Source organism: Acetobacter orleanensis, assembly GCF_001581005.1.
GTDB lineage: Bacteria > Pseudomonadota > Alphaproteobacteria > Acetobacterales > Acetobacteraceae > Acetobacter > Acetobacter orleanensis.
Genome location: NZ_LHZV01000059.1, coordinates 16235 through 42422, shown reverse-complemented (window position 1 = coordinate 42422; position 26188 = coordinate 16235). Strand labels below are relative to the sequence as shown.

23 protein-coding genes and 1 pseudogene are annotated in these 26188 nt (G+C 56.6%); 19 read left to right on the top strand and 5 right to left on the bottom strand.

The window, feature by feature from the left end; genetic code table 11:
• Positions 1-5: 5 nt before the first annotated feature.
• From AD949_RS06435 to AD949_RS06405, 7 genes are read left to right on the top strand one after another with little or no spacing between them, the layout of a single operon-like run.
• Positions 6-1214: a baseplate J/gp47 family protein gene (locus AD949_RS06435; RefSeq protein ID WP_048836401.1), complete on the top strand. Its 1209-nt coding sequence runs from the start codon at positions 6-8 to the stop codon at positions 1212-1214.
• The gene (locus tag AD949_RS06430) at positions 1214-1789 is read left to right on the top strand and encodes a DUF2612 domain-containing protein (protein WP_048836400.1); all 576 of its coding nucleotides are present in this window, start codon (positions 1214-1216) and stop codon (positions 1787-1789) included. Before AD949_RS06435 ends, AD949_RS06430 begins: the two co-directional genes overlap by 1 nt.
• Entirely contained in the window at positions 1786-2859 is a 1074-nt protein-coding gene (locus AD949_RS06425) for a hypothetical protein (RefSeq protein ID WP_048836399.1), read from the top strand. Before AD949_RS06430 ends, AD949_RS06425 begins: the two co-directional genes overlap by 4 nt.
• On the top strand, positions 2859-3287 hold the full coding sequence (locus AD949_RS06420) for a hypothetical protein (RefSeq protein ID WP_048836398.1): 429 nt from the start codon (positions 2859-2861) through the stop codon (positions 3285-3287). The genes AD949_RS06425 and AD949_RS06420 overlap by 1 nt, the downstream gene beginning before the upstream one ends.
• Positions 3284-3811, top strand: coding sequence for a phage fiber-tail adaptor protein (locus AD949_RS06415; RefSeq protein WP_048836397.1), 528 nt, complete (start codon positions 3284-3286; stop codon positions 3809-3811). Before AD949_RS06420 ends, AD949_RS06415 begins: the two co-directional genes overlap by 4 nt.
• A gap of 11 nt (positions 3812-3822) precedes the next feature.
• A complete protein-coding gene (locus tag AD949_RS06410) occupies positions 3823-4389 on the top strand; it encodes a hypothetical protein (protein ID WP_141325340.1) in 567 nt (188 codons plus the stop codon).
• Positions 4386-6821, top strand: coding sequence for a hypothetical protein (locus tag AD949_RS06405; RefSeq protein ID WP_048836395.1), 2436 nt, complete (start codon positions 4386-4388; stop codon positions 6819-6821). The genes AD949_RS06410 and AD949_RS06405 overlap by 4 nt, the downstream gene beginning before the upstream one ends.
• Before the next feature lie 96 nt (positions 6822-6917).
• On the opposite strand, the gene AD949_RS06400 is transcribed toward AD949_RS06405, so the two are convergent.
• On the bottom strand, positions 6918-7622 hold the full coding sequence (locus AD949_RS06400) for an MgtC/SapB family protein (RefSeq protein WP_048836394.1): 705 nt from the start codon (positions 7620-7622) through the stop codon (positions 6918-6920).
• A gap of 402 nt (positions 7623-8024) precedes the next feature.
• Here AD949_RS06400 and AD949_RS06395 point away from each other — a divergent pair, with 402 nt between their 5' ends.
• The 12 genes and pseudogenes from AD949_RS06395 (at position 8025) to AD949_RS06340 (ending at position 22630) form a co-directional block, all read left to right on the top strand.
• Entirely contained in the window at positions 8025-8462 is a 438-nt protein-coding gene (locus AD949_RS06395) for a hypothetical protein (protein WP_048836393.1), read from the top strand.
• 558 nt (positions 8463-9020) lie between these two features.
• Entirely contained in the window at positions 9021-9431 is a 411-nt protein-coding gene (locus tag AD949_RS06390; protein WP_244463411.1) for a hypothetical protein, read from the top strand.
• A gap of 97 nt (positions 9432-9528) precedes the next feature.
• A complete protein-coding gene (locus AD949_RS06385; RefSeq protein ID WP_048836440.1) occupies positions 9529-10791 on the top strand; it encodes a cation:proton antiporter in 1263 nt (420 codons plus the stop codon).
• Positions 10792-10998: 207 nt separating this feature from the next.
• Positions 10999-13346: pseudogene (locus AD949_RS06380) on the top strand (TonB-dependent receptor).
• Positions 13347-13351: 5 nt separating this feature from the next.
• The gene (locus tag AD949_RS06375; RefSeq protein WP_082064791.1) at positions 13352-14566 is read left to right on the top strand and encodes a phosphotransferase enzyme family protein; all 1215 of its coding nucleotides are present in this window, start codon (positions 13352-13354) and stop codon (positions 14564-14566) included.
• Positions 14563-15144, top strand: a complete 582-nt coding sequence (gene pnuC / locus AD949_RS06370; RefSeq protein ID WP_048836391.1) for a nicotinamide riboside transporter PnuC — start codon at positions 14563-14565, stop codon at positions 15142-15144. Before AD949_RS06375 ends, pnuC begins: the two co-directional genes overlap by 4 nt.
• Positions 15145-15327: 183 nt before the next feature.
• Positions 15328-15720: a hypothetical protein gene (locus AD949_RS06365; protein ID WP_048836390.1), complete on the top strand. Its 393-nt coding sequence runs from the start codon at positions 15328-15330 to the stop codon at positions 15718-15720.
• On the top strand, positions 15713-17896 hold the full coding sequence (locus AD949_RS06360) for a pyrroloquinoline quinone-dependent dehydrogenase (RefSeq protein WP_048836389.1): 2184 nt from the start codon (positions 15713-15715) through the stop codon (positions 17894-17896). Before AD949_RS06365 ends, AD949_RS06360 begins: the two co-directional genes overlap by 8 nt.
• 315 nt (positions 17897-18211) lie before the next feature.
• Complete coding sequence (locus tag AD949_RS06355; protein WP_048836388.1) at positions 18212-20494, top strand: TonB-dependent siderophore receptor; 2283 nt, start codon at positions 18212-18214, stop codon at positions 20492-20494.
• Entirely contained in the window at positions 20491-20784 is a 294-nt protein-coding gene (locus AD949_RS06350) for a hypothetical protein (RefSeq protein WP_048836387.1), read from the top strand. Before AD949_RS06355 ends, AD949_RS06350 begins: the two co-directional genes overlap by 4 nt.
• The gene (locus AD949_RS06345; protein WP_048836386.1) at positions 20781-21083 is read left to right on the top strand and encodes a hypothetical protein; all 303 of its coding nucleotides are present in this window, start codon (positions 20781-20783) and stop codon (positions 21081-21083) included. Before AD949_RS06350 ends, AD949_RS06345 begins: the two co-directional genes overlap by 4 nt.
• Entirely contained in the window at positions 21080-22630 is a 1551-nt protein-coding gene (locus AD949_RS06340) for a PepSY-associated TM helix domain-containing protein (RefSeq protein ID WP_052944580.1), read from the top strand. The genes AD949_RS06345 and AD949_RS06340 overlap by 4 nt, the downstream gene beginning before the upstream one ends.
• Positions 22631-22662: 32 nt before the next feature.
• Here the strand turns inward: AD949_RS06340 and AD949_RS06335 are convergent, their stop codons facing one another.
• The 4 genes from AD949_RS06335 to hmpA all read right to left on the bottom strand — a co-directional run bounded on the left by AD949_RS06335 (position 22663) and on the right by hmpA (position 26167).
• Positions 22663-23238, bottom strand: a complete 576-nt coding sequence (locus tag AD949_RS06335) for a CPBP family glutamic-type intramembrane protease (protein WP_048836385.1) — start codon at positions 23236-23238, stop codon at positions 22663-22665.
• Between the two features lie 16 nt (positions 23239-23254).
• The gene (gene purU / locus AD949_RS06330) at positions 23255-24100 is read right to left on the bottom strand and encodes a formyltetrahydrofolate deformylase (RefSeq protein WP_048836384.1); all 846 of its coding nucleotides are present in this window, start codon (positions 24098-24100) and stop codon (positions 23255-23257) included.
• A gap of 376 nt (positions 24101-24476) precedes the next feature.
• Positions 24477-24881 (bottom strand): DUF488 domain-containing protein, encoded by a 405-nt coding sequence (locus AD949_RS06325; RefSeq protein WP_048836383.1) that lies wholly within the window; start codon positions 24879-24881, stop codon positions 24477-24479.
• Between the two features lie 29 nt (positions 24882-24910).
• Entirely contained in the window at positions 24911-26167 is a 1257-nt protein-coding gene (gene hmpA, locus AD949_RS06320; RefSeq protein WP_048836382.1) for an NO-inducible flavohemoprotein, read from the bottom strand.
• Positions 26168-26188 lie beyond the last annotated feature (21 nt).

The window sequence follows — 26188 nt, the reverse complement described above, 5'->3', positions numbered from 1 at the left end:
CCTCTATGGGCACCACCTCCGTCCCGGCTCCGATACTGAATGCCACAGGCTTTATCATGCCGGAGGAAGCAGACATGCTCACCGGCGTTCTTGCCGACATCAACGCCGCTTTTGGCAATACCCTAAATACCGACCTTTCCACCCCGCAGGGCCAGCTTGCCATGTCGCTCACGGCTATTCTGGGGGATACGTATGATCAATTTCTGGCCCTTGCCAACGGTGTAGATCCTGCGCGCGCGCAAGGCCGGATGCAGGATGCTATTGGGCGGCTTTATTTTATGTCCCGCCTGCCAGCAACACGCACCACTGTGACTTGCGTCTGCACCGGGGCGGCGGGAACGGTCATTCCGCAAGGTGCCCTCATTACAGATCAGTCCGGCAACAGCTATACGGCGGATACCGTCCTTACACTGGATGCTACCGGCACCGTGCAAGGCAGTTTTACCTGTACCAGCGTCGGGGAGGTTGTCTGTCCTTCAGGTAGTGTCACCATTAGTCAATCCGTTGCAGGATGGAGTGCGGTTAACAACCCCATAGCGGGGGTCACAGGTCGTGCGGTGGAGAGTCGAACAGCGTTTGAGGCACGGCGTAAAACATCCGTTGCCCTGAACGCTATTGGCCCTCTGGATGCTATTTCCGCTTCTGTGCAGGCTGTCTCTGGCGTGACGGACGCATATGTTATGGACAATAGCACTACTGCGAGCGTGACAGTCGGTGGCGTAACACTCGCTCCGCATAGCCTGTATGTCTGTGCCAATGGCGGAGCGGATGCGGATATTGCACTGGCCATCCTGCGTAAAAAGCCACCCGGCTGCGCATATAACGGCAGCACGACCGTTACGGTGACGGACCCTGCCGGTACATATGGCACACCGCCAAGCTATACGGTCAGTTTTCAAAGGCCTGTTGCCACGCCGGTTTATGTTACCGTGTGTATTGCGTCTTCCGCTGCGGTGCCGTCCACCGTGACAACAGATATTCAGGCGGCTATCCAGTCTGCTTTTCTGGGAGATGATGGCGGTACACGCGTCCGTATTGGCGGCACAATCTACGCCAGTCGGTTTTATGCCGCCGTGGCAGCACTTGGGCCTTGGGTGCAGATTACGGAAATTACAGTGGGCACCGGCGTAAACCCCACCGGCTTTACTGTGCAGATACAGGCAGACCAGATCCCGACACTGGACAGTAGCACCATTGCTGTGGAGCAGGTGTAATGCAGGATGTACAGAAAACCATCCTCTCGCAATATGCCTGTGCTCCTAGCCTCAACAACATCATCGCCGCGTGGAATCAGGCGCTTGATCCAGCAGCGCTTATTGACCAGTGGTATGACAGGATATGGAATATCGTCACCGCGCAAGGCTACGGGTTGGACGTATGGGGGCGGATTGTGGGCGTGCAACGCGTGCTCACAATTTCTTCTGAAAATTTTATCGGTTTTGCAGAAGCAGCAGACCTTACCGAGCAAGGATTTAACACAGCGGCATGGTACAAAGGGACTGCCACCAGTAGTAATGTGAGCCTGTCGGATGAAGGGTTCCGGCAACTCATTTATGCCAAGGCTATGGCTAATATCACGGATGGGTCCGTTCTCAGCCTGAATGCCATTTTGTTGGCGTTGTTTGTGGGGCAGGGCGATGCATGGGTGGAGGACCACGGAGATATGAGCATGACCTATGTTTTCAATTTTATCCCGACAGATGTGCAGGCTTCCATCATTCAAAGCAGCGGCGTCCTGCCACGTCCTGCCGGTGTCGCCGTCTCTTATGCCATTAGGGGGCAAGCATGAAGCAGTCTGATTTTCCACAGCGTTTTGCGGTGCCCATCGCACAGAATGCCGCCGCCAGTGATGTTTCAGCAATCCCTGCCACACAGGCCAGTACGGGAGATGGCACAGTCTCGCTCGCGCTAGGTTTTCCACCGGAAACCTTCATAGCGCGTTCCGCAGGGGGGGTGCCGCCGCGCGGGCAGGACATGAATGGTTTGCTTAATCTCATTTCAAAAATTCTTCAGGCCTATCAGGCTGGATGCTGGGGGATGTTTGATGCTGGGTTTGCGCAGGCCATTGGTGGCTACCCTGCCGGTGCCGTTGTGGCAGGTTCTACACCCGGTACATTCTGGGTTTCCACGGCGGACGATAACGTCTCTCCTCCCGGTGCGGCCGGGGCACGCTGGCAAAATCTGTTTTCAGGCTATTTGCCTCTTTCAGGTGGCACAGTGTCGTGGCTGAATGTGTCGGGGCAACTGGTGCAGGAAGGCTTTGGCGGAATTATCGCGCAGGCTAGTCCTACTAACCCGCAGACCGGTGACTTCATCAACTATCCAACCTTTGGTTCCATAGCGGAGGGGCGGGGTGGAAAGTTTTATGTCGGCCTTCAGGAAAAAGTGGGCACAACGTTCAGCGCCCTAATGTCTCTACAATTTTCTGATGGATCATGGCGTTTTGTTGGATGGGGCCAGAATACACGTATTCATGACAGCCAGTTCGGAGACGTTGCGTATACCTCCGACCTGCAAGGAGTTGCCCACGCGTCTGATCTGAAAAATTATGTTGCTTCCAGCACGTATAATAATGATTTCGGAACAGAAGACAGCCGCGTTATCAATCTTGCATATGGGCACCGTATTCAGGCCTTTACTGTGCCAAATGTCCAAAACTCCGCTGGTGGAACAAATTATGTGACTTTTCCGGTTGCTTTTTCCGGTATTCCTGTGGCGGTTCTCGCCAACACCAGTCAGGACGGGGATATGGATGTGTGGACTTATAACTGGTCCAGCACGCAGTTTGCCATCAATATTCCTTCTACAAGCGGTGATCACAACAAAACCGTGTCAATCATCGCAATCGGGCCAAAGTAATGATAGACACAAAAACAGCTTATCCTGCCCGTTATTATGCGGCTTTTAACCCAACAGACCCCCAACCCACGGCCGTAACAGGCTGGTATGACACATGGAGCATGGGCAGCCTCGCCACCGTGCCGCCCGTAGCCAGCCTGATTGCTGTCAGTGCGGAAGATTGGGCCGATACAACCCGTTTCCGCCTGCCTACAGGCCGGGGTGTGCAGGATGGAAATATTGTGGATTATCTGCCTCCCCTCCGGCCCCTGTCCCTGTCGGCACAGGCCAAGACGGCGCTCATCGCTGCGCGTCAGACAGTCTGGGCGGAGTATGGCGTGTTGAATGATCCTACGCCCGAAGCATGGGTGACATACCTCAAAGCCCTGCGAGCTCTTGCAGATGGACAGGATACCAGCAGCACAACATTGCCGGAGGCTCCAGCATGACAGCGCCTCTGCCGTCTCCCAATTGGCAGCCCGCTGCCGCACGCACTATTCCGCTCACGCGCCCACCGGGCTTGCGTCTGCGTGGACTGGTGGCGGAAGAGGTCTGTCTGGCATGGGCTCCCAAGGCCAGTGGCGATAATCTGGATTTCACGCTTGATCCACAAAGCTGGCTTTGTGGAACAGGAGATTATCTGGCGTCTGTTCAAGCGGATGTTTTAACGGCTACCGGCACTTCAACCGATCTTACCGTGGTGTGGACAACACTTCTGCACGGCATGGCATGTGTTTTTCTCGGCGGCGGTGTGCCCGGCACGGTCCAGCAGGTGCGGGTGGCTGTTACCACCCAGCAGGGGCGTAGTCTTGTGCAGCCCATCGCTGTGGCCATTTTGGCGGAAGCACCGGCCGCCGAGCCTCAACCAGTGCCGTGTCTGGCAGATGGTACACCTGTGCCGCCCAACGCCATCGCACTGCCGGGTGGCGCAATTCTCACCGGCCCGTCCGGAACCCCCTATCTTATCGCGTAACGGGAGAACCCATGTCAGGGTCATCAAGTTCCACGGCATCCACACCCAGTGGTATGCCGCTTTCGGCGTTGCCGGTACAGCCGCAGCCTGCACCCGCTGATCTTGTTTTTGGTATTTTCAACGGGCAAGGGCAGTTTGTGCCACAGTCTGCCATTTGGGCTGGCGCAGTTTCTAAAACAGGCGATAGTCTATCAGGGTTGCTGAGTTGCGCCCTTGTACCAACCGATGCCGCTCATCTGGTAAACAAGGCGTATGTGGATGCCCAAAGCGGGCAGGTAAACAGCACTGTCTCTACACTCGTCACGCAGGCGCAGGATGCCGCAACACAGGCGCAGACAGCATTCTCTCAGGCTGCCGGCGCCGCCACAGCCGTCATTGCCGAGCAGAAGGGGATTCCAAACGGCCTCGCCACGCTCTCGGCAGATGGTCATCTGGTGCTCGGCGGGCTGGACTGTCTGGGTGTTCAAAACGGCCATGTACTGATGGCCATGGACCTTCCCACCACAGATCCCGAGATGCGGGGCGTATGGTGGAACAATGGCGGTTATCTCTGTATTTCACAAGGCACGTCTTCATGAGCACTCTTCTAAAGATACGTTTTTTGCTCAGCCTGTGTTCGGGTATCGCTCTTCTGGTTGGTGTCGGGGTTGCGGCATCAGCGCGGCCCAACCATATGCTACCGGAATACCAGTCCGTCTGGCAGCCTCAGCATTTTTCCAAAACTGATCCAACGGTTTCTTCGTTTTCTACGGAAGCCCTTAACACACCAAAGGGTATCGCCACGCCACCTGTGCGTCTGCGCAGCTTACTGGCGGTTTCCTCTCTGGCCAGCAGCAGTCCGCCTTATCTGCCTACGCACCCACCGGGTGGGTTGGATGCCGCAACAGGCGTGCCCGCTCTGTGGCAGAACGCCACTATCGGGCAAATTGGTGCCATGGCGGATGGCAGCGTGCAGCAGTCAGACAAAGGGGCTCCCAATGGTGTGGCAGCTCTGGACGCAAACGGTGCAGTAACCGCGCCGGTTTCTGGCGATCTGTCTACCGCGACAGCAAAAATTGGTGCGCAAGGGGCGGTGGGCAGACCATTGGCCGCCCGGTTTGCGGATCTGTTGAACGCGAAGGATTTCGGTTTAGCGCTGGACGGCAAAACGGATGATACCGCTGCCCTTCAGGCGGCTAAAAATGCGGCTTCGTCCGGGGCAGTCATTCGGCTTCCCGCAGGCAAACTTGCTCTTACGGCTCCGCCCACGGGTAACGCGCCCAATTTGTGGCAGGCTAACGGTACCATGCAGGCTGATGGCGGTCCGCTGACCAGTTTGGGCACGGACGTGCTGGAAAGTACGCTGGAAGGCGGAAAATATTTTGCCCGAGGCCAGACCGCGGCGGACATGCCGCCCGTGCTGCGCAAGGATCTGGACATTACCCATTCCGGTGGCACCACAGGCTTTGTGATGAATCTGGAAAAAGGGAACTGCACCATTCCCTCCGTCGGGGCGGCGCTGAATGATTATGTCTGGTGTCATTCCACCGTGCTGAACAGCGCGGCCTTTGGTAGCGGCCAGCATGTGGCGCAGGCCAGTATGGCCCAACGGCCCGCCAATGCGCTGGCGGACGGCAAGGGCTCTCGGTCCCAGATCTGGGCTGGTTATGATGAAACCCGTGATGACACCGGCCAGCCTTCCAACATTGCTGGTAGTCTGGTCGGGCGGGAGATTGATGTCTATGCCAATGCGGATGATCCCAATAACTGGCGCATTGGCCTCCAACTCCAGATTGCCGGGGCGAGCAGCAGCGGAACGCCGGGTCGTATCGGTAAGGGTATTGCGCTAGGCAATAATGACAGCACCAGCACTTATGGCATCATGCTTGACGCAGCCGGTCGGTTTGACACAGCGGGTATTGATCTCTCACGTAGCACACCCGTTAATAATGCCCCGGTGCTGAATATCGGCGCAAATCGAAATCTTGCGTTTAGCGATGATCACAAGCCGCATTTTCAGTTTGATTCCGCAGCTTATACCCTCCGCTACTGGTATGACACCACACCACTTTTTTCGGTGGGGATGAATGGAGATATCACAACCGCAATCGCCAACCCCGGCAGTGGGATTGCTTGGACCCTTGGCGGGCAGGCGCTCATAGGCCTGAATCTGGCAAACCTGAACACGCCGGAGGCTATGCGGCTGGGTGCGGGGCAGGCTCTGTCATGGGAGCCAACTGCTGTTGTGCAAACGCGCTTTACCAATGGACAACTGATAGATCAGGTTGCCGCAGGCGTAGCGCGTACGCTGGACACACAGGGGAATGAGACTATTCCGGGCGCTATTCATAATAGCCAAACGATTGTCAGCCTCACCCAGCCCACGGCAGGCGCTTTTGTGGCGCAGGGTACTGCTGCCATCGGGTTGGATACCACGGGCCTTACCGCACCAGACGCGCTGCGTCTGGCGGGTGGGCAAAATGTGTCGTGGGAGCAGACAGGAACTGTAAAGACCAGTTTTGCAAATAGTAAATTGCAGGATGCTTGGGGTGGAACGGTCTTGCGTACGCTGGACCAGGGCGGAAACGAAACCCTGACAGGCAGCAGTCTGAATAGCGGTATGACCACGAACGTAAACAACACCTCCGCCAGCGCAGTGACACTTACCGGAACGGCGGCCATAGGTGTCAATCTGTCTGGGCTGAGCACACCACAGGCGTTCAGGTTGGGGAGCGGGCAAGCTATAGCGTGGGAGCCCACAGGTGTGATCACAACAGGTTATACCGCCAACGGCCTGCGGGACGCCAACGGCAGCACCGCTTTACGTCTCCTAGATACGGCAGGGAATGAAAATCTGAGCGGCGCGCTGACACCGGCTGGTGGTGTTCGCCTGCCCACATTTTCCCGCGTGGCGATTAAAGCCATGAGCGGCCTACCCATTGGCACAACAGTCTATGATGCCGATGATGACACTCCTGCTGTTTACACGTCCGCTGGCTGGAAGATGATGGCGCTTAATGCCATTCCCTAAGGGAGCAGCATCTGTTTCGTGGCGTATTCTGGGGCGGTAGGCAGGCATTGGCTGCTCTACGCACCGCCACAAGATGGTTCGGAATGTGAGGTTGCTTCAGTTGGTGGTGCTGACACTCCATGTGGCGCTGATAATGTCGCGGTTTTGAGCAATATGCTCGCTCATGGTATCCAATTCTTTCGGATCGGCAGAGGTGGGGACGAGCAGAGCCGCCAGTTCGACGTAATCATCCCCTTCAGACAAGGTTTCAATATCCTGTATGGGATAGTTATGGTGCTCCAGTTCATCGGCCAAGAGATCACGCGCTGTGGAGACATGTTCCGGGTGGCAGACCACATGCATCCGATAGAGCGCTTCCGTCGTATCTGGACGCAACGGACGGCGATCAACAAATGCAACGAGCGGACGCAACAGCGTGTTGCCTGCAAGAATAAACAGAGCAACCAGTGCGGCCTCTCCCGGCAGACCTGTGCCGGAGAAGGCACCGACTGCTGCGGTTGACCAGAGTGTTGCCGCTGTGTTCAGCCCCCGAACCTGCCCTCCATCTTTCATGATGACGCCAGCTCCTAGAAAACCTATGCCGGACACGACATAGGCAATTACCCGGATAGATCCATCCGCACCCCCCATGCGTATCCCGAGATCCACAAATGCGGCGGCCCCAACGGCGACAAGGACGTTTGTCCGTAAGCCTGCTGTACGTTGCCGATACTGGCGCTCCAGACCAATAATGGTCCCAAGCGCAAAGGCAACCGACAAGGCAAGTGCGGTGTCCCAAAAATTATGGTGGGTCGTCATCATGCGTTGGACAGGCGAGCGTGGGTGTGCCCGGCAGATTTATGCTTTGCGTGAAACATGGAGTATCTTCCGGCTGTAAGAGTGTCAGGTCGGGGCACTATAAACCAATCCATAAATTATACATGACATTCTGGTGCAGGTAGGCAAGCGCAGTGCATTGCGCAAAGAAATTATGACGGATCCCGTAGGCTGTGCAGAGGGGTATGCGTAGTATGAGGTGTCCCTGCTATTGCGCATCCTGTGGCACAGTTTGTCAGAAAGTAATTTTCTTAAAAAACTGTAGTGAAGATTCAAAAAACAAGCTGTTTATGACGATTTCGTGCTGCCGTGTGTTCTGCTTGATCCGTCTGGTGCGGCTCTAGTATGCTGCGTGTGGGATAATCCCAAAAAAGGCAGACAGGATTCATGACAAAAAAAGCAAAAATTGTCCTGCTTGCAGGGAGCCTTCTTTTAGGAGGCGCAGCACTTCAGCCACACGCTCCGGCGCAGGCCAGAACGGTACATCTTACAGCCTATAACACCAGCACAGTGGTCTCCGGCACGGTAGAAGGGGCGGAGATCATGCCATTTCATCTCGCCCTCAGGGAAGGGCAGAGGCTGGATGTATTGTGTCATTCCCGCAAGAAGGGTGTATTTTTTGTTGTAAAAGACCCGTCTGGGACTGTGATTTATAAGAGTGCGGAAAGCCCGCAGCCCGACAGGTGGACCGGGCAAGCCGCATTTCCCGGCAAATACACGCTGGCTGTCTACCAGCAGCATCCGGCCACGCGGAAGGGACAGCCCGCATTTTTCCGTCTGCATCTTACTGTGGCGGAAGCTTCAGACACTGGGCTGACCCCCTAACGCTGCCAGCGCCACAGTTGTGGCGTGGGTGAGCGATATGGCTAGGGAGGTGAGCGCAAACCAGTCCAGACGCCTATGTTTGCGAGGCTCATGTCTGGCGCCTGTCCGGTAAAACCGATACTGTGCAAACAGGGGCGACCCTGTATGTGTTCGCTGCGGCGCCCATCTGGCCCACCGGGCAGAGTTGGGGGGCTGGATCGCTATCCTGTTTCTTCGAGAACTTCCCGTGCGAGAGCGGCAGGGATGGTCTCAAACGCAACGCCTCCGCAGCAGGGCAGGCTCCTACATCCGGTTTTTTGGCGCACGCAGGAGACGCAGAAGTAGAATTTTATTATCCTGTAAAATCAGTGTGCCACAGCCGAAAACGGGGTTCTGTCCATAGTAAGGGTCTTGCTCGTGCGTGTATGTGATCGCTCCGCGTATCCTGCTGCGGACTTCTGGAAAATGGTATGATACACCTCCGTCCTTGCCGACCGGCAAAGCGACCATGAACACATGGCCGGGTAATATAAAGCGGGCAGGGATATGGGAGTGACAGTGGAAAAAACTTTCAGGGACATGCTGAACCGGGCGAATGAAAGTATCGCAGTCCGAATGACCGTGCTGTTTGGCAGTATCTGGTGCGTTTATGTGTTTCTCCTGTTCTCGCTTATCCCTCTGCTGGCACCGCAATGGCAGAATACGCTGCTTTATATCAGCAACTGTATCCAGCTTGTAGCGTTACCAGCACTCATGGTGGGGAGTGCGGTTCTCAGTCGTGGAACGGACAAGCGAGCAGCGGAAGACCATCAGACCCTGCTGGAAATCCTTGCGGACGTGCGGGAGGAGCTGGCAGACCTGAAGGGCATTACCGCGGCCCTGACCCAGAGCGCGTCTGAAGCATTGCAACGGCCAGAGCTGGAAAATCTTTCCATCTCAAACCAGATTTTTGTGGATGTAGAAGTCCAAAGCGACGGGATCGCAGAGTGATACAGCCGGTTAAAGCCCCACGCGGCGGACCGCACCTTAAATGTTTTGATGCGCTGTTTCCGCTCAGCAGGAGGCAGGTTTTGCGGGAGTGCTGCGCGTGACGTCTTTGGGCCTATTTGCATTGGTTATTGGACTGGCATCCCTGTTTGCCCTGCTTAACGAACGCTTGTTGCGTCTGCCGCTGACCATCGGTATTTTGCTGTTTTCCCTATTTGCCGCTGGCGGACTGTTGCTGGCGGAGGCGTTGCTGCCATGGTCCGGTGCGGGGCAGGCCCGTGCTGTGCTGGCGCAGGTTGATCTGCCGCATACCTTGCTGGACGGTGGTCTGGCGTTCCTGCTGTTTGCCGGGGCACAGACAGTCGATGTGCGGGCCTTGTGGGGGCGCAGATATTCCGTGCTTGCGTTGGCCGTTTTGGGCACGTTTCTGGCGGTTTTGCTGTTTGCTCTGGGCATCTGGGTGGTATTCAGCCTGCTGGGGTTTTCCGTTTCTTTCCCATGGTGTGTGGTGCTGGGCGCTATTCTGGCCCCTACGGACCCAGTTTCCGTTGTGGGCATGTTGCGGCGGCTGGGGCTGCCCGGCCCGATACAGGCTCTGTTTGCGGGAGAAAGTCTGCTGAATGACGGCGTAGGCGTGGTGATTTTTACAGTAGCACTCAGTGTCGCCATAGAGGGTGGGTCCGCTCATGCCACGCGCCTTGCGGAAGCCTTTTTGTGGGAAGTAGGCGGAGGTCTGCTCGTTGGGCTTCTGGGGGGCGGTCTGGCTGTGTTGGGCCTGCGGGCTGTGCAGGACCAGCATGTAGAACTGCTGATCTCCCTCACGCTGGCCAGCGGCGTGTATAGCGTTGCTGCTGTATGGGGTATGTCCGGCCCGATTGCGGTTGTCGCGGCTGGGCTTATCTTTGGCGCACCCGTTGCGCAGGCGGCTCTTACTCCGCACGGCCGCGTAGACCTTGCGGGATTCTGGAGTCATGTTGACGAAGTGCTGAACGCCCTTCTGTTTGTCATCATCGGGTTTCAGCTTCTCTCACTCAGTTTTTCCCTGCCTGTCATGCTTGCCGCCTGTCTGGCGTTGCCGCTTGCGGTGCTTGTGCGTGGAGCCAGCGTGTTTCTGGCCACCTTGCCTTTATATGTTCTGCGGCAGGAACGCTTTGGGGTTCTGGCTGTGCTGACGGGCGGTGGCCTACGGGGCGGGATTTCTCTTGCGCTGGCGTTGAGCCTGCCGAGTGGACCAGAGCGGGAACTGCTTTTGTTTGTCAGTTACAGTGTTGTTGTTTTCACCATTCTTGTACAGGGGATGACTATTAAGCCGCTGGTGCAGAAATTTTACCCTGTTGGCCAGACTGGAAGAGAGAAAGGATAACCCCGTATGCGGGTGCGCGCGCACACACGGCAGATTTTGCTGGCCACTGTTGTTATCTCTGGAGCGGCCACGGCTTCTGCTTGGGCGCAGACTATGCCAGAGCGCGCGAAAACAAGTGGTCTGGCTGCAGAGCGTGGCCTTGAGAAAAGTAATGCGGTAGACCATCCCGCGCACAGGACAAAGGCAGGAAAAACCGGCAGTAGGCGGGTGGTCGGCAGACGTAACGTAACGGAAGAGCACCTACCCCCCTCCGGCTCGCCCGCTAAAGATGTGCCGCGCAATGCCGCCCGCCCGCTCGGTCCTGTGCAGGCGCATGGCGCGGAACAGGTGGAGGTCCATGCGGATCCAGTGGCCCTCCATGCTGGGGGGGATTGCTGCGCCCGCAGGATGCGCCAAAGGCGATTAGTGTTGTGGGGGCGGATTTTATTGCCCGTCAGGCTCCCTCCGCCACGGCGTTTGATCTGGTTGCGCTGTTGCCCGGAGCCAACGTCGCGTCTTCTGATCCGCTGGGGTTTTCGCCACAGACCAATATTTCCGTACGCGGCCTGAACGGTGATGCCATTGGCTATGTGCTGGAAGGCGCGCCGCTGAATGATATTGCCTATTATACCGGCTACCCCAGTCAGTTTGCCGATAGTGAGAACTATGACAGCGTCGCCCTCCAGCAGGGGGCGGCCGATCTGGACAGTCCTGTTCTGAACGCTGCTGGCGGGCTGATGAGCCTGCGCTTTCGTACCCCGGCGGAAAAAGCCGGGGGGCAGGTGGATATCTCTTACGGCTCCTATGACACCAACCGCGAGTTTATCCGTCTGGATAGCGGCGAGATTGGCAAGACTGGTCTGCGCGGCTTTGTGTCCTACTCTCATGGTGCCACGGATAACTGGCGCGGGCCGGGGCGGGATGTGCGCCAGCATGTGGACTTCAAACTGCAAAAGGACTGGGGGCGCGGGAATACGGCTTCTCTGCTCGGCTCATGGAATCAGGCGATTGACAGCTATTATCCGCAGGTTTCCAAAGAGAGCTGGGCACAGGACGGTATTCACGGCGCGAATAATCTCGCCTCACATTATGACCTGACTGATGCAGCCGGTGGCTCGGATTACTGGCGGCTCTACCGGCAACCAGAACGCACGTTGTATCTGGCTGCCCCGGTGGAGTTGCATCTGGCACACGGTTTGACCCTAAAAGCGACGCCGTACGCCCAAGGAGCTTACGGCAACGCCGCTGGTGGTATGCAACTGCCCACTTCCGGCCTATACAATGGCACGCAGCCTTTGGCGGATGAGCTGACGTTACCCAGCACGCAAAATGGTTGGGCCACCGTGCGGTCCGATTACACACAGCGCAGTTATCGTTCCGGCTTTACAACTGCGCTGGAATGGAAGCGCGGCGTGAATGATCTGGTTATCGGATATTGGTATGATTATTCAGATGATAACCAAAAACAGCGTTTTACTGCTGTCTCGGATGCCGGTTATGCCGCGAGCATCTGGAGCAGTGGAGAGGGCAGCGGGATTCATCTCTCCGATGGGTCATCCCTGCTTGGCACCAATAACCACACCATGACGCAAACGAATGCGCTGTTTCTGGGTGACAGAATTTCCTTGCTGCATGACCGGCTTTTGCTGACAGCCGGTTTTAAGGAAGTAATGATGACGCGTACCGGCACCAACGCCATGCCCGGTGCGGCCTACCATGCGAATACAAATAACGAGGTGCCGCTGCCGCGTTTGGCCGCCCGTTTCCAGATTACACCGCATCATCAGGTCTTTTTCAGCGCAACCACCAATTTTCGCACCCCGGCGGAAACTGCTTTGTATGATGTGTTTGACCCGACATCCGGCCAGACGGAAACCAAGGGTAGCACGCATGTAAAGAACGAGTATTCCATCTCGGAAGACCTCGGCTACCGTTATGCGGATGACAGGTTTGTGGGGAGCGTTACTCTGTTTAACTACAATTTTACAAACAGGCAGGTTGCTACACTGGTTTCAGAAAACGGGTCCTTCGTGCAATCTACCCTGAATGCCGGTGGACAAACCAGCCGGGGCGTGGATGTGGAGTTTGGTTTGCGGCCATGGCACCATTTCAGCCCCTATGTGTCCGGTGAGTATCTGCATGCCACGATTGATAATGACATTGCCTCTAATGGTGATCTGCTGCCCACACGCGGTAAAACGGCTGTGCGCAGCCCGACACTTCAGGCCGCAGCCGGGCTGACTTACGATGACGGGCATTTTTTTGGCACCGCGACCCTCAAATATACCGGCCATCAATATGCTACGTTCATGAATGATGAACGGATGTCCGACCATGTCACAGGCAATCTGGCCGTGGGCTACCGGCTTTCTGATGTGGCCATGCTGCACAAGCCGGAGTTCCGTATGAACTTTATCAATATCAGCAACCAGCATTACCTGTCCGGCGTGGCAGACCCAACGCTGAATGCAAAAAGCACAACAGGCCGCTACGGCAGCACTCTTGCTGGCAGTGCACCGGATTATTACATCGGCGGTGGGTTTGCTGCGTTATTTACCGCGTCCACGGGGTTCTGACCGTTATGAGCGGTATTCTCGCACGTCTTTTTAGCGGCCAATCCCCTCAGTCACCAAAGGCCGATGCGCCCGGCCAGTTTGGTGTGCATGGTGTGCAGGACAAGCGCGACTGGCCACCTTTAACAGAGGAGGAAGTGGCGTCCGTGCTGGCGCATTATCCTTCTTTGCCCCCTGTTACGGCTATCCTCTGGCATAGTATGCGGCCTTTTTCCGCTGCGGGGATTGTGTTGCTAAAAGGCGTTGGCGCCAAGACGGTCGTGGTCAAACGCCACCATGCGCAGTTGCGGAGCGTGGCCGCGCTGGAGGTAGAGCACGCCTTTATGCAGCATCTGCGGGAGCGTTCCATTCCTGTCAGCACGGTGCTGAGCACAGGCAGTGGGACCACGGCGGTTACGCAAGGCATCTGGACGTACGAGCTTTTTCTACCCGCACATGGGGAGGATTTGTATCGGGACACCATGTCGTGGCAGCCCTATCAGTCTGCTGACCACGCGCGTGTGGCTGGAGCTGAACTGGCGCGGCTGCACAAGGCGGCGGAGGGGTTTGACGCCCCGGCGCGAGGTAACACCTGTCCGCTGGTTTCCAGCATGGTGGCTGTGGGGCAGGCGGACCTTCTGCCTGCCTTGCGGGAATGGTGCGCGCAGCAGCCGGGGTTGGCCCCACAACTGGCAGGCCGCCCGTGGGAGCAGGATGTGCAGGCCGTGTTGGAGCCGTTTCATGCAAAACTGCGCCCCTTGCTGGCGCATGTAACACCCTGCTGGGGGCACGGGGACTGGCACGGTTCCAACCTTCTCTGGGCGACGGGGTATGAGGCGGGCATTACCAGCGTTCTGGATTTTGGCATGGCAGACCGCACCTGTGCGGTGTTTGATCTCGCCGTAGCGTTGGAGCGCAGTGGGGTGAAGTGGCTGGACCTGCCCGCGCCGGGTGTTGTGGTCTATCAGCAGATGCGGGCCGTAATGGAAGGCTACCAGAGTGTGCGGCGGCTGAGTGCTGTAGAGCGCGCCTTGCTGGTGGCGTTTATGCCGTTGGTGCATGTGGAATTTGCTTTTTCGGAAGTGGCGTATTTCGGCACGTTGCTGAAGGACGCGGCATCCGCCGAGGTCGCCTATACCGAATATCTTCTGGACCATGCCCGCTGGTTTGCCTCAGCGGAGGGGCGTGACCTGCTGGACTGGCTACCTGCTGAACTGGCCCGCGTTCCGGCTGCTCCGCAATGAGTCTGCTGGAAGTGCTTGCCGTGCTGTTCAGCGCGGCAGGCGTGTGGCTAACGGGCCGCAGACTCATGCTGTGCTGGCCGGTTATGCTGGTTGCTTCCGTGTTGTATGGCGTGGTGTTCTGGCAGGCGCATCTCTACGCGGATACAGCGTTGCAAGGGGTATTTGCGGCCTTGTCGCTCTATGGCTGGTGGGGCTGGCTGCGCGGTGTGGCGCATGACGGCGCAGTGTGGAGTGTGCAGCCCCCACGTAATGCGGTGGTGGGCGGTGTTGCCTTGGGCCTTGTTGCCGGACTGCTTATGGGGGCCGCCCTGCTGCACTGGACGGATGACCCTAATCCCATTTTGGATGCGCTGCTGAGTGCATTCAGTATTCTCGGGCAGGTGTGGATGGCCCGGCGTTATCTGGTAAGTTGGGTCGTGTGGCTGGTGGTGGACGTGCTCTATACTGGCCTGTTTGTGGTGCGCGAGCTGTATCTGACAGCGGGCCTCTACGCCGCCTTTGTCGCGCTGGCAGTGGCAGGGTGGGTGCAGTGGCGGGCGGCCGATGCGGCAGAAGGTATAAACGCCCAAAGGGAATGAGCGTGTTACACGATGCCAAAAAACTCCAAGCCAAGACTATAACTGGTTATGGATTTTTTGCTCTCTCTAGAATGTGTGAAAATAATTCCTAACGAATACTGTTGTATAGTTTTAACTTAAAGGCTTAGTAAATGAGAGCTTTGCTTTAAAGGTTGAAAAATAATTTCCTGTGAATGGAATAGTATGATGGTCAGTTTTTCCAAAACGTCGGGAGCAGGCAGGATACTGGTGCCGCTTCTCGGTCTTCTTATCGCGTTGCTGGGGTTGGTTCTCTTTCTCGGCGGGGCGTATCTCCTGTTTCTTGGAGGGAGCCCGTATTATGTGCTGATGGGGACCGCACTCCTGCTGTCCGGGTATCTTCTGGGCAGCGGGGACATCCGTGGCGCGTGGCTCTATCTGGCAAGCTGGGCTGCGACAATTCTGTGGACGATTTATGAAGTCGGGTTCGACTGGTGGGCTTGGCTGCCCAGAGATTTCGGCCCGACGATTATAGCGGCATTGGTTGTGGCCTGCCTTCCGCTCCTGCGTCGGCAGGAAAATCAGGACCTGCGGAGTGGGAGCTTTGACCATGCGTAAATCAATAGCGTTAGCAACGACGGCTCTTCTGGGCGGTGCTTTGTTCCAGCCCGCTGTGGCTCAGGTCAGGACGTCAGACGGTGCGCCTTCTGAAACCATGAATGACCAGCAGAACGTACCCGAAAAGTTTCGGGCACCGCCGCCATCAGCACCGCAGGCGCCGGGGGTCAATGCAGCGAACTTGCCGGATAATCCGGAAATAAACGCTGCCGACATCCCGCCAATGGTACCGCAGGCCAGTGCAAATCCTGCCCCGGCGGACTGGCCCGCCTATGGTCGCGGTGATGCGCAGAATCGCTATTCCCCTCTGGCTCAGATAACGCCGGAAAATGTGGGGAAATTACAGCGGGTTTTTGTTTATCATACAGGCAGCAAGCCTGCTCCCGGCCAGCAGAATAAATGGGCAGCCGAGACGACACCCATCAAGGTGGGAGACTCTCTGTATATGTGCTCCGCCCTGAATGACGTTATGCGCATTGATGCCGCGACGGGGAAGGAAATCTGGAGACATGCATCCGGGGTCAAATACCAGTCGATCCCCTATACTGCCGCCTGTAAGGGTGTGACGTACTATACGTCCTCCACCGTTCAGGAAGGGCAGCCCTGCCATAATCGTATTATCGCCTCCACGCTGGACATGCGCCTGATGGAGATGGATGCGGAAACGGGAAAATCCTGTGAGGCGTTTGGTTTTGGCGGCCAGATTAACCTGATGCAGGGGATGGGTGAATCGGTTCCGGGCTTTGTCTCCATGACAACTCCGCCGCCTGTTATTAACGGCATTGTGGTCGTTAATCATGAAGTGCTTGATGGCCAGCGGCGGTGGGCACCCAGTGGCGTTATTCGCGGGTATGATGCTGAGACGGGCAAATTTGTCTGGGCGTGGGACGTTAACAACCCTGAAGATCATCATCAGCCCGGTCCGGGCAAATTCTATAGTCGTGGCACGCCTAATTCATGGGCTGCGATGACGGGTGATAATGAACTCGGGCTTGTTTACGTGCCGACAGGCAATTCGGCCGGGGATTATTATAGTGCTCTTCGGTCAGATCAGGAGAATGCTGTTTCATCGTCAGTCGTGGCGCTTGATGTCAAGACAGGCTCACCCCGGTGGGTTTTCCAGACAGTCCATAAAGATGTCTGGGACTATGATATCGGTTCTCAGGTGACGAAGTTTGACTACAAGGCAGCGGATGGCACCGTGACGCCTGCCATGCTTGTGCCTACCAAACGCGGCCAGACATTTGTGCTGGACCGCCGCACAGGCAAGCCGCTGCCAGAGTTTCCGGTTGAGGAACGGGCTGCTCCGTCACCGGGACCAGTGCAGGGTGACCCTCGCTCTGCCACGCAGCCTTGGTCGGTCGCGTTCCCGCGTCTCGGTTTTCCGCCGCTCAAGGAAAGCGACATGTGGGGTATGTCTCCCATTGATCAGCTGTTCTGCCGTATCAAATATCGGCAGGCTGATTATGAAGGGGAGTTCACGCCGCCGCGCCTGCACCGTCCGACAATCGAATATCCCGGTTATAACGGCGGCTCGGACTGGGGCAGCATGGCGTATGATCCTCAGTCGGGTATCGTTATTGCCAATTGGAACAATACCCCGATGTATGACCAGTTGCTGACCCGTGAACAGGCTGTGAAGCAGGGCTTGATGCCGGTTGACGCGCCCGGCTTCAATCCGTCCGCAGGTGGTGCCGAAGGTGCTGGTGCTATGGCGGAAACACCTTTTGGTGTGTCTGTGGAGCCGTTCTGGAATCGCTTTACGGGCATGATGTGTAACAAGCCGCCTTATGGCATGATTGAAGCAATTGACATCAAGACGAAGAAGGTCCTATGGCAGCGGCCACTGGGCACAGCACGCGCGAATGGTCCGTGGGGTCTGCCGACTGGTCTGCCTTTGAATATTGGCACGCCTAATAACGGGGGCTCTGTTGTGACGGCGGGTGGTCTGGTGTTTGTTGCCGCAGCGACCGACAATCAAATTCGAGCCATTGATATCAAGACCGGCAAGGATGTGTGGAGTGACGTGCTGCCCGGTGGTGGGCAGGCTAATCCGATGACTTATGAGGTGAATGGACGGCAGTATGTGGCCATTATGGCAGGCGGACATCACTTTATGATGACACCTGTGAGTGATGCGCTGGTTGTCTACGCTCTTCCGGCTGACAGCCACTAATGCAAGACTGAAAACACTAGACGATAAGAAACTTGGGCGGCCGTGTTGTTGACAAAAATACGGTCGCCTTCAAGCATTATGGCCACACTCCATGGCAGGTTGCGTGTTTTTGATGTGGCCATCGCAAGGGAGTTTTTGCCTGTATTTTTCAGAACAAAATCTCAGAACAGACGGTCTCGGCATGGTCATGATTTTCCATGTGAGGCAGCAGACAACTTGCGTTAAGAGCCTGCGCACCATCTCTACTTGACAATAATTCTCATTATCATGTAAGCGGCACATATCGGTAACGTATGGGCAGGCGGCAAGGTCGTTATGAGAATTTCGCGTTCTGTGACGGGTGTATTCCCCGTGCTCTTTCTGGCGGGGGTGGCCACGTCACCCAGCGCAATGGCGGAAACCGTGCCCGTGCCGGAAAGCCGGTCCGATACGGAAAAAAATGTAGAGAATATCCGCACCCGCAAGGCCAGTGCCAATCCGGAAGTCGTCATTGTTACGGCAACAGGCCGCTCCAGTGCCTCGGCCTCCACCAAAACCCGTACGCCCATTATTGAATCCCCTCAGACAATTTCTATTGTCAGCCGAGAAGAAATTGAACTCCGGGCGTCTCCCACCGTGGCGGACGCCTTGTCCTACACAGCCGGTGTGCAGGCGGAACCCTCTGGTATTGATAGCCGTGTGGATGAAGTTTCAGTCCGTGGTTTTGGCGCAGGCGGGTTTTCCTCCAACAACAACTTTGTGGATGGCCTGCGCCTACCGTCCGGGGGGCAATGGACCCGGACCTCGTTTGACCCCTTTGCGCTGGAACAGATTGAAGTGCTCAAAGGCCCCTCTGGTGCGCTGTATGGTCAGACGGCACCGGGGGGCGTGGTCAATCTTGTCACCAAACGTCCGACTGCCAAAAGTGAGGGTGAGTTTTTTGTGCAGGGCTCGGGTTTTACCAACCTCAATAATGGGCAGGGGCAGGCGTCGGGTGATGTTTCCGGCAAGCTGAATAAAAGCGGCACGGTCATGGGCCGGGTGGTGGCTCTGGCGCGCTATGGCGGTACACAGGTGAATAGCGTCAATACCGGGCGCTATTATATTTCTCCAAGTCTGACATGGCAGCCCACGCTCAACACCAAATGGACGCTGCTGGCCCAGTATCAGCGCGATCAGGGCGGCTCCACCTTCCAATTCCTGCCTGCTACCGGCACGCTGTATCCATCTCATGGTCGCTATATCAAGAACGATGCCAATATCGGAGAGCCGGACTGGGACACGTTTGACCGTAATCAGGCGTTGATTGGCTCGTTTCTGGAGCATAAATTCAGCAAATATCTGACGGTGCGGAATAACACCCGCTATACCTATCTGGATACTCTTTACCGCGCCACGGTTCTGTCTGGTGACACGCTGGGCAAATGCCCGCCATCACTGAAAGGCTGCGTGGCGGGAGAAACCGTTAACCGCCGGGCAGTGGAAGGACGGGGGCGTTCACAGGGCGTAGCGACAGATACACAGATTGAAGGGCATGTCATAACCGGTCCGGTGCGGCATTTGCTGTTAGCGGGCACGGACTATTTTTATACTGACTGGAACCATTCACGGGATTTGGTCAATTCCTCCCTTGTTGCTCCTCTGCTGAATATTTTTGATCCGCATTCCCGTGGGGCGGCGGGATATGAAAGCGCACTGGGGCCACAGGTTTATACCGCTACGGAAAGTCAGCAAAATGGCGTCTATTTTCAGGATCAGCTCAAGTTTGACCGCCTGCGTGTTACCATTGGCGGTCGGCAGGATTGGGCGCGGGACGATACTCTGAATGTGCTGACCAAAAAACGCTATATCACAAAATCCGATGCCTTCACTTGGCGGGCAGGGGCGGTGTATCTGTTTGATAACGGACTAGCCCCGTATTTCAGTTATGCGCAGTCCTTCCAGCCTCAGGTGTCTGACCCATCCACCGCGCGGGACGGCTTGCCGTTTAAACCCACCAAGGGGGACCAGTATGAGGCCGGGTTGCGTTATCAGTACGGTAAAAGCATCTATATTACCTTTGGTGGTTACCAGATTACCCAGAAAAACATGACCACGCCGGACCCGGAAGGCACACAGTGCGGCACGGCGACCTGCCTTGTGCAGACAGGCAAGGGCCGGGTGCGGGGTCTGGAACTGGAGGGTCGCGCAAATCTTGTGTGGGATACCTCAGTTATTTTTACCGGCACGCGGAGTGATGCCAAAATTACGCGGTCCAATTTTGCGGCTCAGGTCGGGAACTATCTGCCGCAGGCCCCAAAATGGATGGCTTCCCTGTTTGTGGACAAACGCTTCCGTTCTGGGCTGTTGCGCGGTGTGGGCGCTGGCGGCGGCGTGCGCTATACCGGGCATAGTTACGGGAATACTGCCAATACGCTTTCCATCCCCGGATATACGGTGTTTGACATGTTCTTGCGGTATGATTTTGCAGAAGCGCGACCAGAGTGGAAGGGGCTGACCTTTTCCATCAACATGCGCAATATTGCCAACAAGCGGTTTGTAGCGACCTGTACTGCTATTTCCGCCTGCTATTACGGGCAGGGGCGGAGTGTAATTGGTCGCTTGGAATATCGCTGGTGAATTCTGTTATTTTTGACGTCTCAGTAAGTATTCTGGCCGTCTTATGGAGTGTGCTGGCTGGGGTGAGCGTTTATTTGTCCGCCCCGCGTCAAATGATGGTGCGCAAGGCGTTGCCTGCCAGAACAGGGCTTGGACTGGCAGGCGTTTCCGCAGTGATGGCGTTATGGCTGTTTTGTCAGGTGGCAGGTGTGCTGACCAGCGTGTTTGCACTGGTGGTTGTCCTGATGAGCGTCTGGTCGTTCCTGCCGCTCTGCGTGGCTTTGTTGCGCCGGAGGCAAGGGGCATCATGAGTAGAGAGGTGCGAAAATTCAGCACAGATCAGTGGTTTTTTAAGGTTCTGGCTTCGGTTTTTCTGGGGTCACTTCTGGTCTGTGGGATGATGGGGGTTGTGGGGGTGGTGTGTCATACTGATGGCAACCCACGCACAGCATCCGCCCAATATCTGATGTGGATGGCCGCTCTTGTCTGGAGTGTCGTGTTAAGCGGCTGTTTTCTTTTTCGTTCCGGGTGGCAGGCATGGGGCGTTCTGGCTTTAGCCAATAGTGCGGCGTGGGGATTATTTTCTCTGCTACGGAGTGTCATGGCATGAAACTGCGCGCTGATTTTGTGCAGCTTTACCGCGATGTGCATAGCTGGGTGGGAGTTATTGCCGGATTATTCTTGTTTGTGGCGTTTTATGCCGGTTCTATCACGATGTTTGAGGAGCCTCTGCAATACTGGGCCTCTTCTCCTGTTGCCCTCCCGCCGCCTGTAAGCCTTGAACACACGCCGGACCTTTTGCAGAAAGTGCTGGCGGCCTACCCGGAAGCCCGAACGGACTATACCATTACTGTCGCCCCGCAGGATGGGCAGAATGCCCGCGTGACATGGGGTGGTAGCGGCGGGCAGGCGCACCGTGCACCGACGCCGGTTATGGCGGCGGGTCTGGACGGGGAGGGATCCCTTATCGTTGTTCCCAAAACAGATTCTGATGCAGCGCATTTTATAGATGTTCTGCACCAGCAGGTTGGGCTGCCTTTGCCGCATACGCCCGCTATGGTGTTGATGGGTCTTGTCGCTCTGCTTTATACCATAGCTCTTGTGTCAGGCGTTATTGCGTATCTGCCTGCGCTCTTCAAAACGCTGTTTGCGGTGCGTCTGGGCCAGAGTGTGCGCAAACGCTGGCTGGATCTACATAACTTGCTGGGCCTGTTCTCGTTGCCTTTTCATCTGGTTATGGCGGTTTCCTCCGTTGTTTTTGCTTTTCATGATCAGATTTTCACGGTTGAACATCTGTTGTTTGCGCGCCCTGTTGCGGCTCGGCACGGTGGTGTGGCGGGTTCTTTCATGGTTTCTGCCCCGACCAACGCCGCGCCTACTCTTTCTCCGGTGTTGGCGCCGACAGACATTCTTGCGCTTATGGCGCGGCAGGCTCCGGGATTTGTACCAGAGACGCTGAACTATAGGCAGCTTGCACACGGTAGAGATGTGGTGCGTGTGTTTGGGCATGATGCGCGCTACCCTACACGGGGGCCGACGGGCGGGTTTGTTGTGCTCAACGCTCATACCGGAGCAGTACAGTCCGGCGAGTATATGCCGGGTCATCAACCTGTAAAATTCTCTATTCTGACTTCTTTTTTTGCGCTGCATTTTGGCAGTTATGGCGGGATGCCTGTGCGCTGCGGGTATGTGCTGTTGGGGTTGGGTGGGGCGTTTCTGTTTTACACGGGAAACCAACTCTGGATTGTCAGCCGGAGGCGGCGGGAGCGGCAGAATGGTGCCGTGGTGGAAACACGCGGCACAAAATTTCTGGCGGCTTTGACAAGCGGCTGCATCATAGGCTGTGTGGCAGGTCTTTCTGCCGTGTTCTGCGCTGTGCCAGTGTTGCCTTCTGGAGGTACTTATAGTGCAGTTTCCACTGTCTATTACAGTGTGTTTTGTCTGTTTGTTGTCACGGCGTTCTGCTTGCCGGGTCAACGTGGGGTTCGATTTTTGCTGGCAGCGTCGGGTGTGGTGACGGCATGTGTGCCGTTCATGCTCTGCCTGCACGGTGCGTATTTATTGCGCATAACGGCTGGGGCGGGGGTAGCGGTTATGGCCTGTTTATTGAGCCTGTTTTTGTTTGTTGGTGCGATGAAGCATACGCGGGAGCTTTGAAAAGCTCCAAGTTATAAAAACGGCTTTTCTGCTTAATGTTGGACTGTCAGTGCAATCTGCAAAATCACAATGGCGAAAACGCCGGTGTTATAGAGCGCATGGCAGCAGGCGGTGGTCCAGAAGGGGCTGCCGCGGCGGGATTTGGTGGTCAGATAAAAACAGGCAAAAAAGCAGACCGACCCGACAAGCCCGACCGCCAGCGCCATGGACCAGTTCCGTTGTGGGGTAATGCCGTGCCCACGGCTATGGTGGTCTAGCGTGAAAAATATAGCCGTTGTTATAAAGGACAAGGCCCATCGCCACGTCTGGTTTTTAATAAATTTTCCGAAAAACCAGTAGGGCAGAAAAAAGAAAATAAAAGTCTCGAACACCGGCGCAATCACAATCGCCGCGAGAGCAAAAGCCGGGATGGACGCGGGGGTGGCTGTTTTGCTCACCGCTCCGGACAGGAAGACAATCATCATGCTCAGAGTGCTGAGTGAGGCCTGAGCGCACAGACAGCGCAGGCAGTAAAACCAGTTTACAGTAAAGCGGCTTTGGTTTTGTGCGATCGTGCCCGGAATGTCTGTCGGCGTGATGTCTGTTGTTGTCTTGTCAGGAGGTGTCATGCGTGCGCCTTTGCTTTTAGGAAAAGATGATGGTCCGGTGGCCGTTAAGCATCACGCGCTGTTCCACATGCAGTTTGACTGCACGGGCTAGCACCTGAGATTCAACGGAACGGCCAGTCGCCACATAATCCTCGGCGGATAGGCTGTGGGTAACGCGGGCGGTTTCCTGCTCAATAATCGGGCCTTCATCAAGATCTGGCGTGACGTAATGGGCGGTGGCCCCAATGAGTTTCACGCCGCGGGCAAAAGCCTGATGGTAAGGGCGTGCGCCTTTGAAGGAGGGCAGGAAAGAGTGATGGATGTTGATGATGCGGCCGCTCATCTCGGTGGAGAACGCGTCGGACAGTACCTGCATGTAGCGGGCCAGCACGATCAGGTCCGCTCTGGTTTCCGTGACCAAAGCGCGCAGGCGGTCTTCCTGTTCCGATTTGTTGTCTTTGGTGACCGGCCAGTAATAGTAGGGAATACCTGCCTGTTTGGCGGCGGTGGCGCTCTCTTGATGGTTGGAGACAATGGCCACAATTTCTGCCCGCAGCCAGTTGACGCGAACCTGATACAGCAGGTTGAGCAGGGCGTGATCAAACTTGGAAACCATGATGATGAGGCGTGGCAGCACGGCGCTGTCATGCAGGCGCATGGTCATGCCAAATTTCGCCTGCACGGGTGACAGACTGGCGCGAATTTCTTCAAGGCCGCCGGGTGCGGGAGCGGTAAAAGCCAGCCGCATGAATAGCCGCCGGGTGGACTGATCACTAAACTGGTGGGTTTCCAGAATATCAGCACCTTTTTCTGCCAGAGCGGTGGAAATGGCGGCCACGATGCCGGGCCGGTCTGGGCACGAAAAAGTCAGGGTAAAGTGCATGGCGCGTCAGTGGTCCTTGTGTCGTCAGGCCAGCCGGAAAGGACATGGCGTAGGGAGGCGCAAAGTGTGCCAAGCTCGGGGCTCTCCCGCAACTGCCGCAGGACTGCCCGGTGTGCGGGGGCGGCAGGGGTGATGTGGATGACTCGCGCTTTTTCTCGAATCGCTCGGACTGTTCAATGTGCCGCTATGTCAATCATAAAAATGTAAAAAAAGCCCTAAGGCGCAGAAAACCGCCGTTTGCGGTAGGTCTGACCTTAGGGCTTGGGCTTTGTTTATCCACAGAAGTCGGGGAAAGACTGTGGGAAAAGTCTGTGGATAGTTTTGTGGAGTGTAGATAGGCAGTGCGTTCTTTTCACATTTCCCGGTTTGTTCTTCTCTATTGGCTAGAACGTTCCAGCAGATACGCGGCCAGCACAACGGCCTCATTCTCTTCCGTGTTTTTCGCGCCGAACAGCAGGGTCAGCGGGCCTTTCTTGGCCAGTGTTTCAAGCTGTTCCACACAGGCGGGGTTGGACTCTAGCTCCGCCCGGTAACGCTCACAGAACCCCGCCCAGCGGGCTGGGTCATGCCCGAACCACTCGCGGAGTTCCGTGGAGGGCGCAATGTCCTTTAGCCACAGGTCCAGCGCGGCGTGTTCCTTACTCATGCCGCGCGGCCACAGGCGGTCCACCAGCACGCGGGTGCCGTCTGTGGGGGCTGGGTCATCATAAATACGCCGGACCTGTATGCCCGCACCGTGGTGGGTGGACGCAGGGTGGTGCGTGTCAGACAGTGTGGACATTACAGGTCTCCTCTTTAGGTGGCGTGGTGTTACGCTGCGTTCAGCGCATCATCCAGCGTGGTGGCGGGGCCGAACACTTCGTGCCGCAGGCGGTCCTCTGGAACACCAGCAGCGTGCAGGCCGGCAATCATGTCCTGCATAAAGGCTTCCGGCCCGCAGATGTAATAGAACGCATCAGCCGGGCTATTGTTTTTAACCCACTGAGGTGTGATGCGTCCGGCGTGGGCCGTGGTGCCGGATGTGGTCTGGCTGGCCAGTGCATCCGCCGGGGTATGGGTGTAGAAAATATCCGCATTCGCGACGTTTTTGGCAGACAGGGAACGCACGAGTGCACCAAAGGCTTCCGTCTGCGGTGTGTCTGTGCCGTGGATAAAATGCACCGGACCCTGTGCGCCAGCCGGGCAGCCCTGTGCGGCTGCGGCAAGTCTGGCAGCGCGGGATTCGAGCATGGCAATAAACGGCGTTACACCAACACCCGCACTTAGCAGCACAACAGGCTCTGTCTGGGGGGAGGGCAGGGTGAAGGAACCAGCCGGAGCGGAGACCTGTAGTTCCGTGCCGACCTGTGCGCTGTCATGCAGCCAGCCGGACACCAGCCCATTATCAGCCCGACGCACGCTGATGCGGTAGCTGTGGCCATTGGGCGCGGAGGAAATGCTATAATTGCGCCGCTGGTTGCCATGGCCGGGCACATCAAGTGAGAAGCTTAGATACTGGCCGGGTGTGTGCGCCATAACGGGTTTGCCGTCTGTAGGCATGAGTTCAAAGGAGGTGACCAGCGCACTTTCCTGCGTGCGGTTCTGAATGGTGAAGGACCGCCACCCTGCCCAGCCACCGGGGGCGGCTTCATGCGCCTTGTAAATCTGGCTTTCCCGATTGATTAGTACGTCGGCCAGAAATCCATAGGCTTTGGCCCATGCATCCATGATCTCGGGTGTGGCGGCATCTCCCAGCACATGCGCAATAGCACCCAACAAAGCGGTGCCGACATGCGGATAATGTTCGGGCAGGATGTTCAGCCCGACATGTTTTTCCGCAATGCGTTCCACCATATCCCCCAGCTTATCGAGGCTGTTGATGTTGCGGGCATAGGCCAGAACCGCCAACGCCAGAGCAGTAGGCTGGCTACCGTTTTTCTGATGGGCGCTGTTAAACAGAGCGCTGATGGCCGGGTCTGCCAGCAGGCGTTTGTACATTTCCGTGGTGATGTCCAGACCATGTGCTTCCAGTGCGGGAACACAGGCGGTGACGATGGCGCGGGTTTTGTCGTCGAGGGAGGCAGTCATGGGAAGGAGTCCTGCTCAATA

Coding starts and splice junctions, on each gene's coding strand:
- AD949_RS06435 (WP_048836401.1), top strand. CDS start 6: ATGGGCACCACCTCCGTCCCGGCTCCGATACTGAATGCCACAGGCTTT.
- AD949_RS06430 (WP_048836400.1), top strand. CDS start 1,214: ATGCAGGATGTACAGAAAACCATCCTCTCGCAATATGCCTGTGCTCCT.
- AD949_RS06425 (WP_048836399.1), top strand. CDS start 1,786: ATGAAGCAGTCTGATTTTCCACAGCGTTTTGCGGTGCCCATCGCACAG.
- AD949_RS06420 (WP_048836398.1), top strand. CDS start 2,859: ATGATAGACACAAAAACAGCTTATCCTGCCCGTTATTATGCGGCTTTT.
- AD949_RS06415 (WP_048836397.1), top strand. CDS start 3,284: ATGACAGCGCCTCTGCCGTCTCCCAATTGGCAGCCCGCTGCCGCACGC.
- AD949_RS06410 (WP_141325340.1), top strand. CDS start 3,823: ATGTCAGGGTCATCAAGTTCCACGGCATCCACACCCAGTGGTATGCCG.
- AD949_RS06405 (WP_048836395.1), top strand. CDS start 4,386: ATGAGCACTCTTCTAAAGATACGTTTTTTGCTCAGCCTGTGTTCGGGT.
- AD949_RS06400 (WP_048836394.1), bottom strand. CDS start 7,622: ATGATGACGACCCACCATAATTTTTGGGACACCGCACTTGCCTTGTCG.
- AD949_RS06395 (WP_048836393.1), top strand. CDS start 8,025: ATGACAAAAAAAGCAAAAATTGTCCTGCTTGCAGGGAGCCTTCTTTTA.
- AD949_RS06390 (WP_244463411.1), top strand. CDS start 9,021: ATGCTGAACCGGGCGAATGAAAGTATCGCAGTCCGAATGACCGTGCTG.
- AD949_RS06375 (WP_082064791.1), top strand. CDS start 13,352: ATGAGCGGTATTCTCGCACGTCTTTTTAGCGGCCAATCCCCTCAGTCA.
- pnuC (WP_048836391.1), top strand. CDS start 14,563: ATGAGTCTGCTGGAAGTGCTTGCCGTGCTGTTCAGCGCGGCAGGCGTG.
- AD949_RS06365 (WP_048836390.1), top strand. CDS start 15,328: ATGATGGTCAGTTTTTCCAAAACGTCGGGAGCAGGCAGGATACTGGTG.
- AD949_RS06360 (WP_048836389.1), top strand. CDS start 15,713: ATGCGTAAATCAATAGCGTTAGCAACGACGGCTCTTCTGGGCGGTGCT.
- AD949_RS06355 (WP_048836388.1), top strand. CDS start 18,212: ATGAGAATTTCGCGTTCTGTGACGGGTGTATTCCCCGTGCTCTTTCTG.
- AD949_RS06345 (WP_048836386.1), top strand. CDS start 20,781: ATGAGTAGAGAGGTGCGAAAATTCAGCACAGATCAGTGGTTTTTTAAG.
- AD949_RS06340 (WP_052944580.1), top strand. CDS start 21,080: ATGAAACTGCGCGCTGATTTTGTGCAGCTTTACCGCGATGTGCATAGC.
- AD949_RS06335 (WP_048836385.1), bottom strand. CDS start 23,238: ATGACACCTCCTGACAAGACAACAACAGACATCACGCCGACAGACATT.
- purU (WP_048836384.1), bottom strand. CDS start 24,100: ATGCACTTTACCCTGACTTTTTCGTGCCCAGACCGGCCCGGCATCGTG.
- AD949_RS06325 (WP_048836383.1), bottom strand. CDS start 24,881: ATGTCCACACTGTCTGACACGCACCACCCTGCGTCCACCCACCACGGT.
- hmpA (WP_048836382.1), bottom strand. CDS start 26,167: ATGACTGCCTCCCTCGACGACAAAACCCGCGCCATCGTCACCGCCTGT.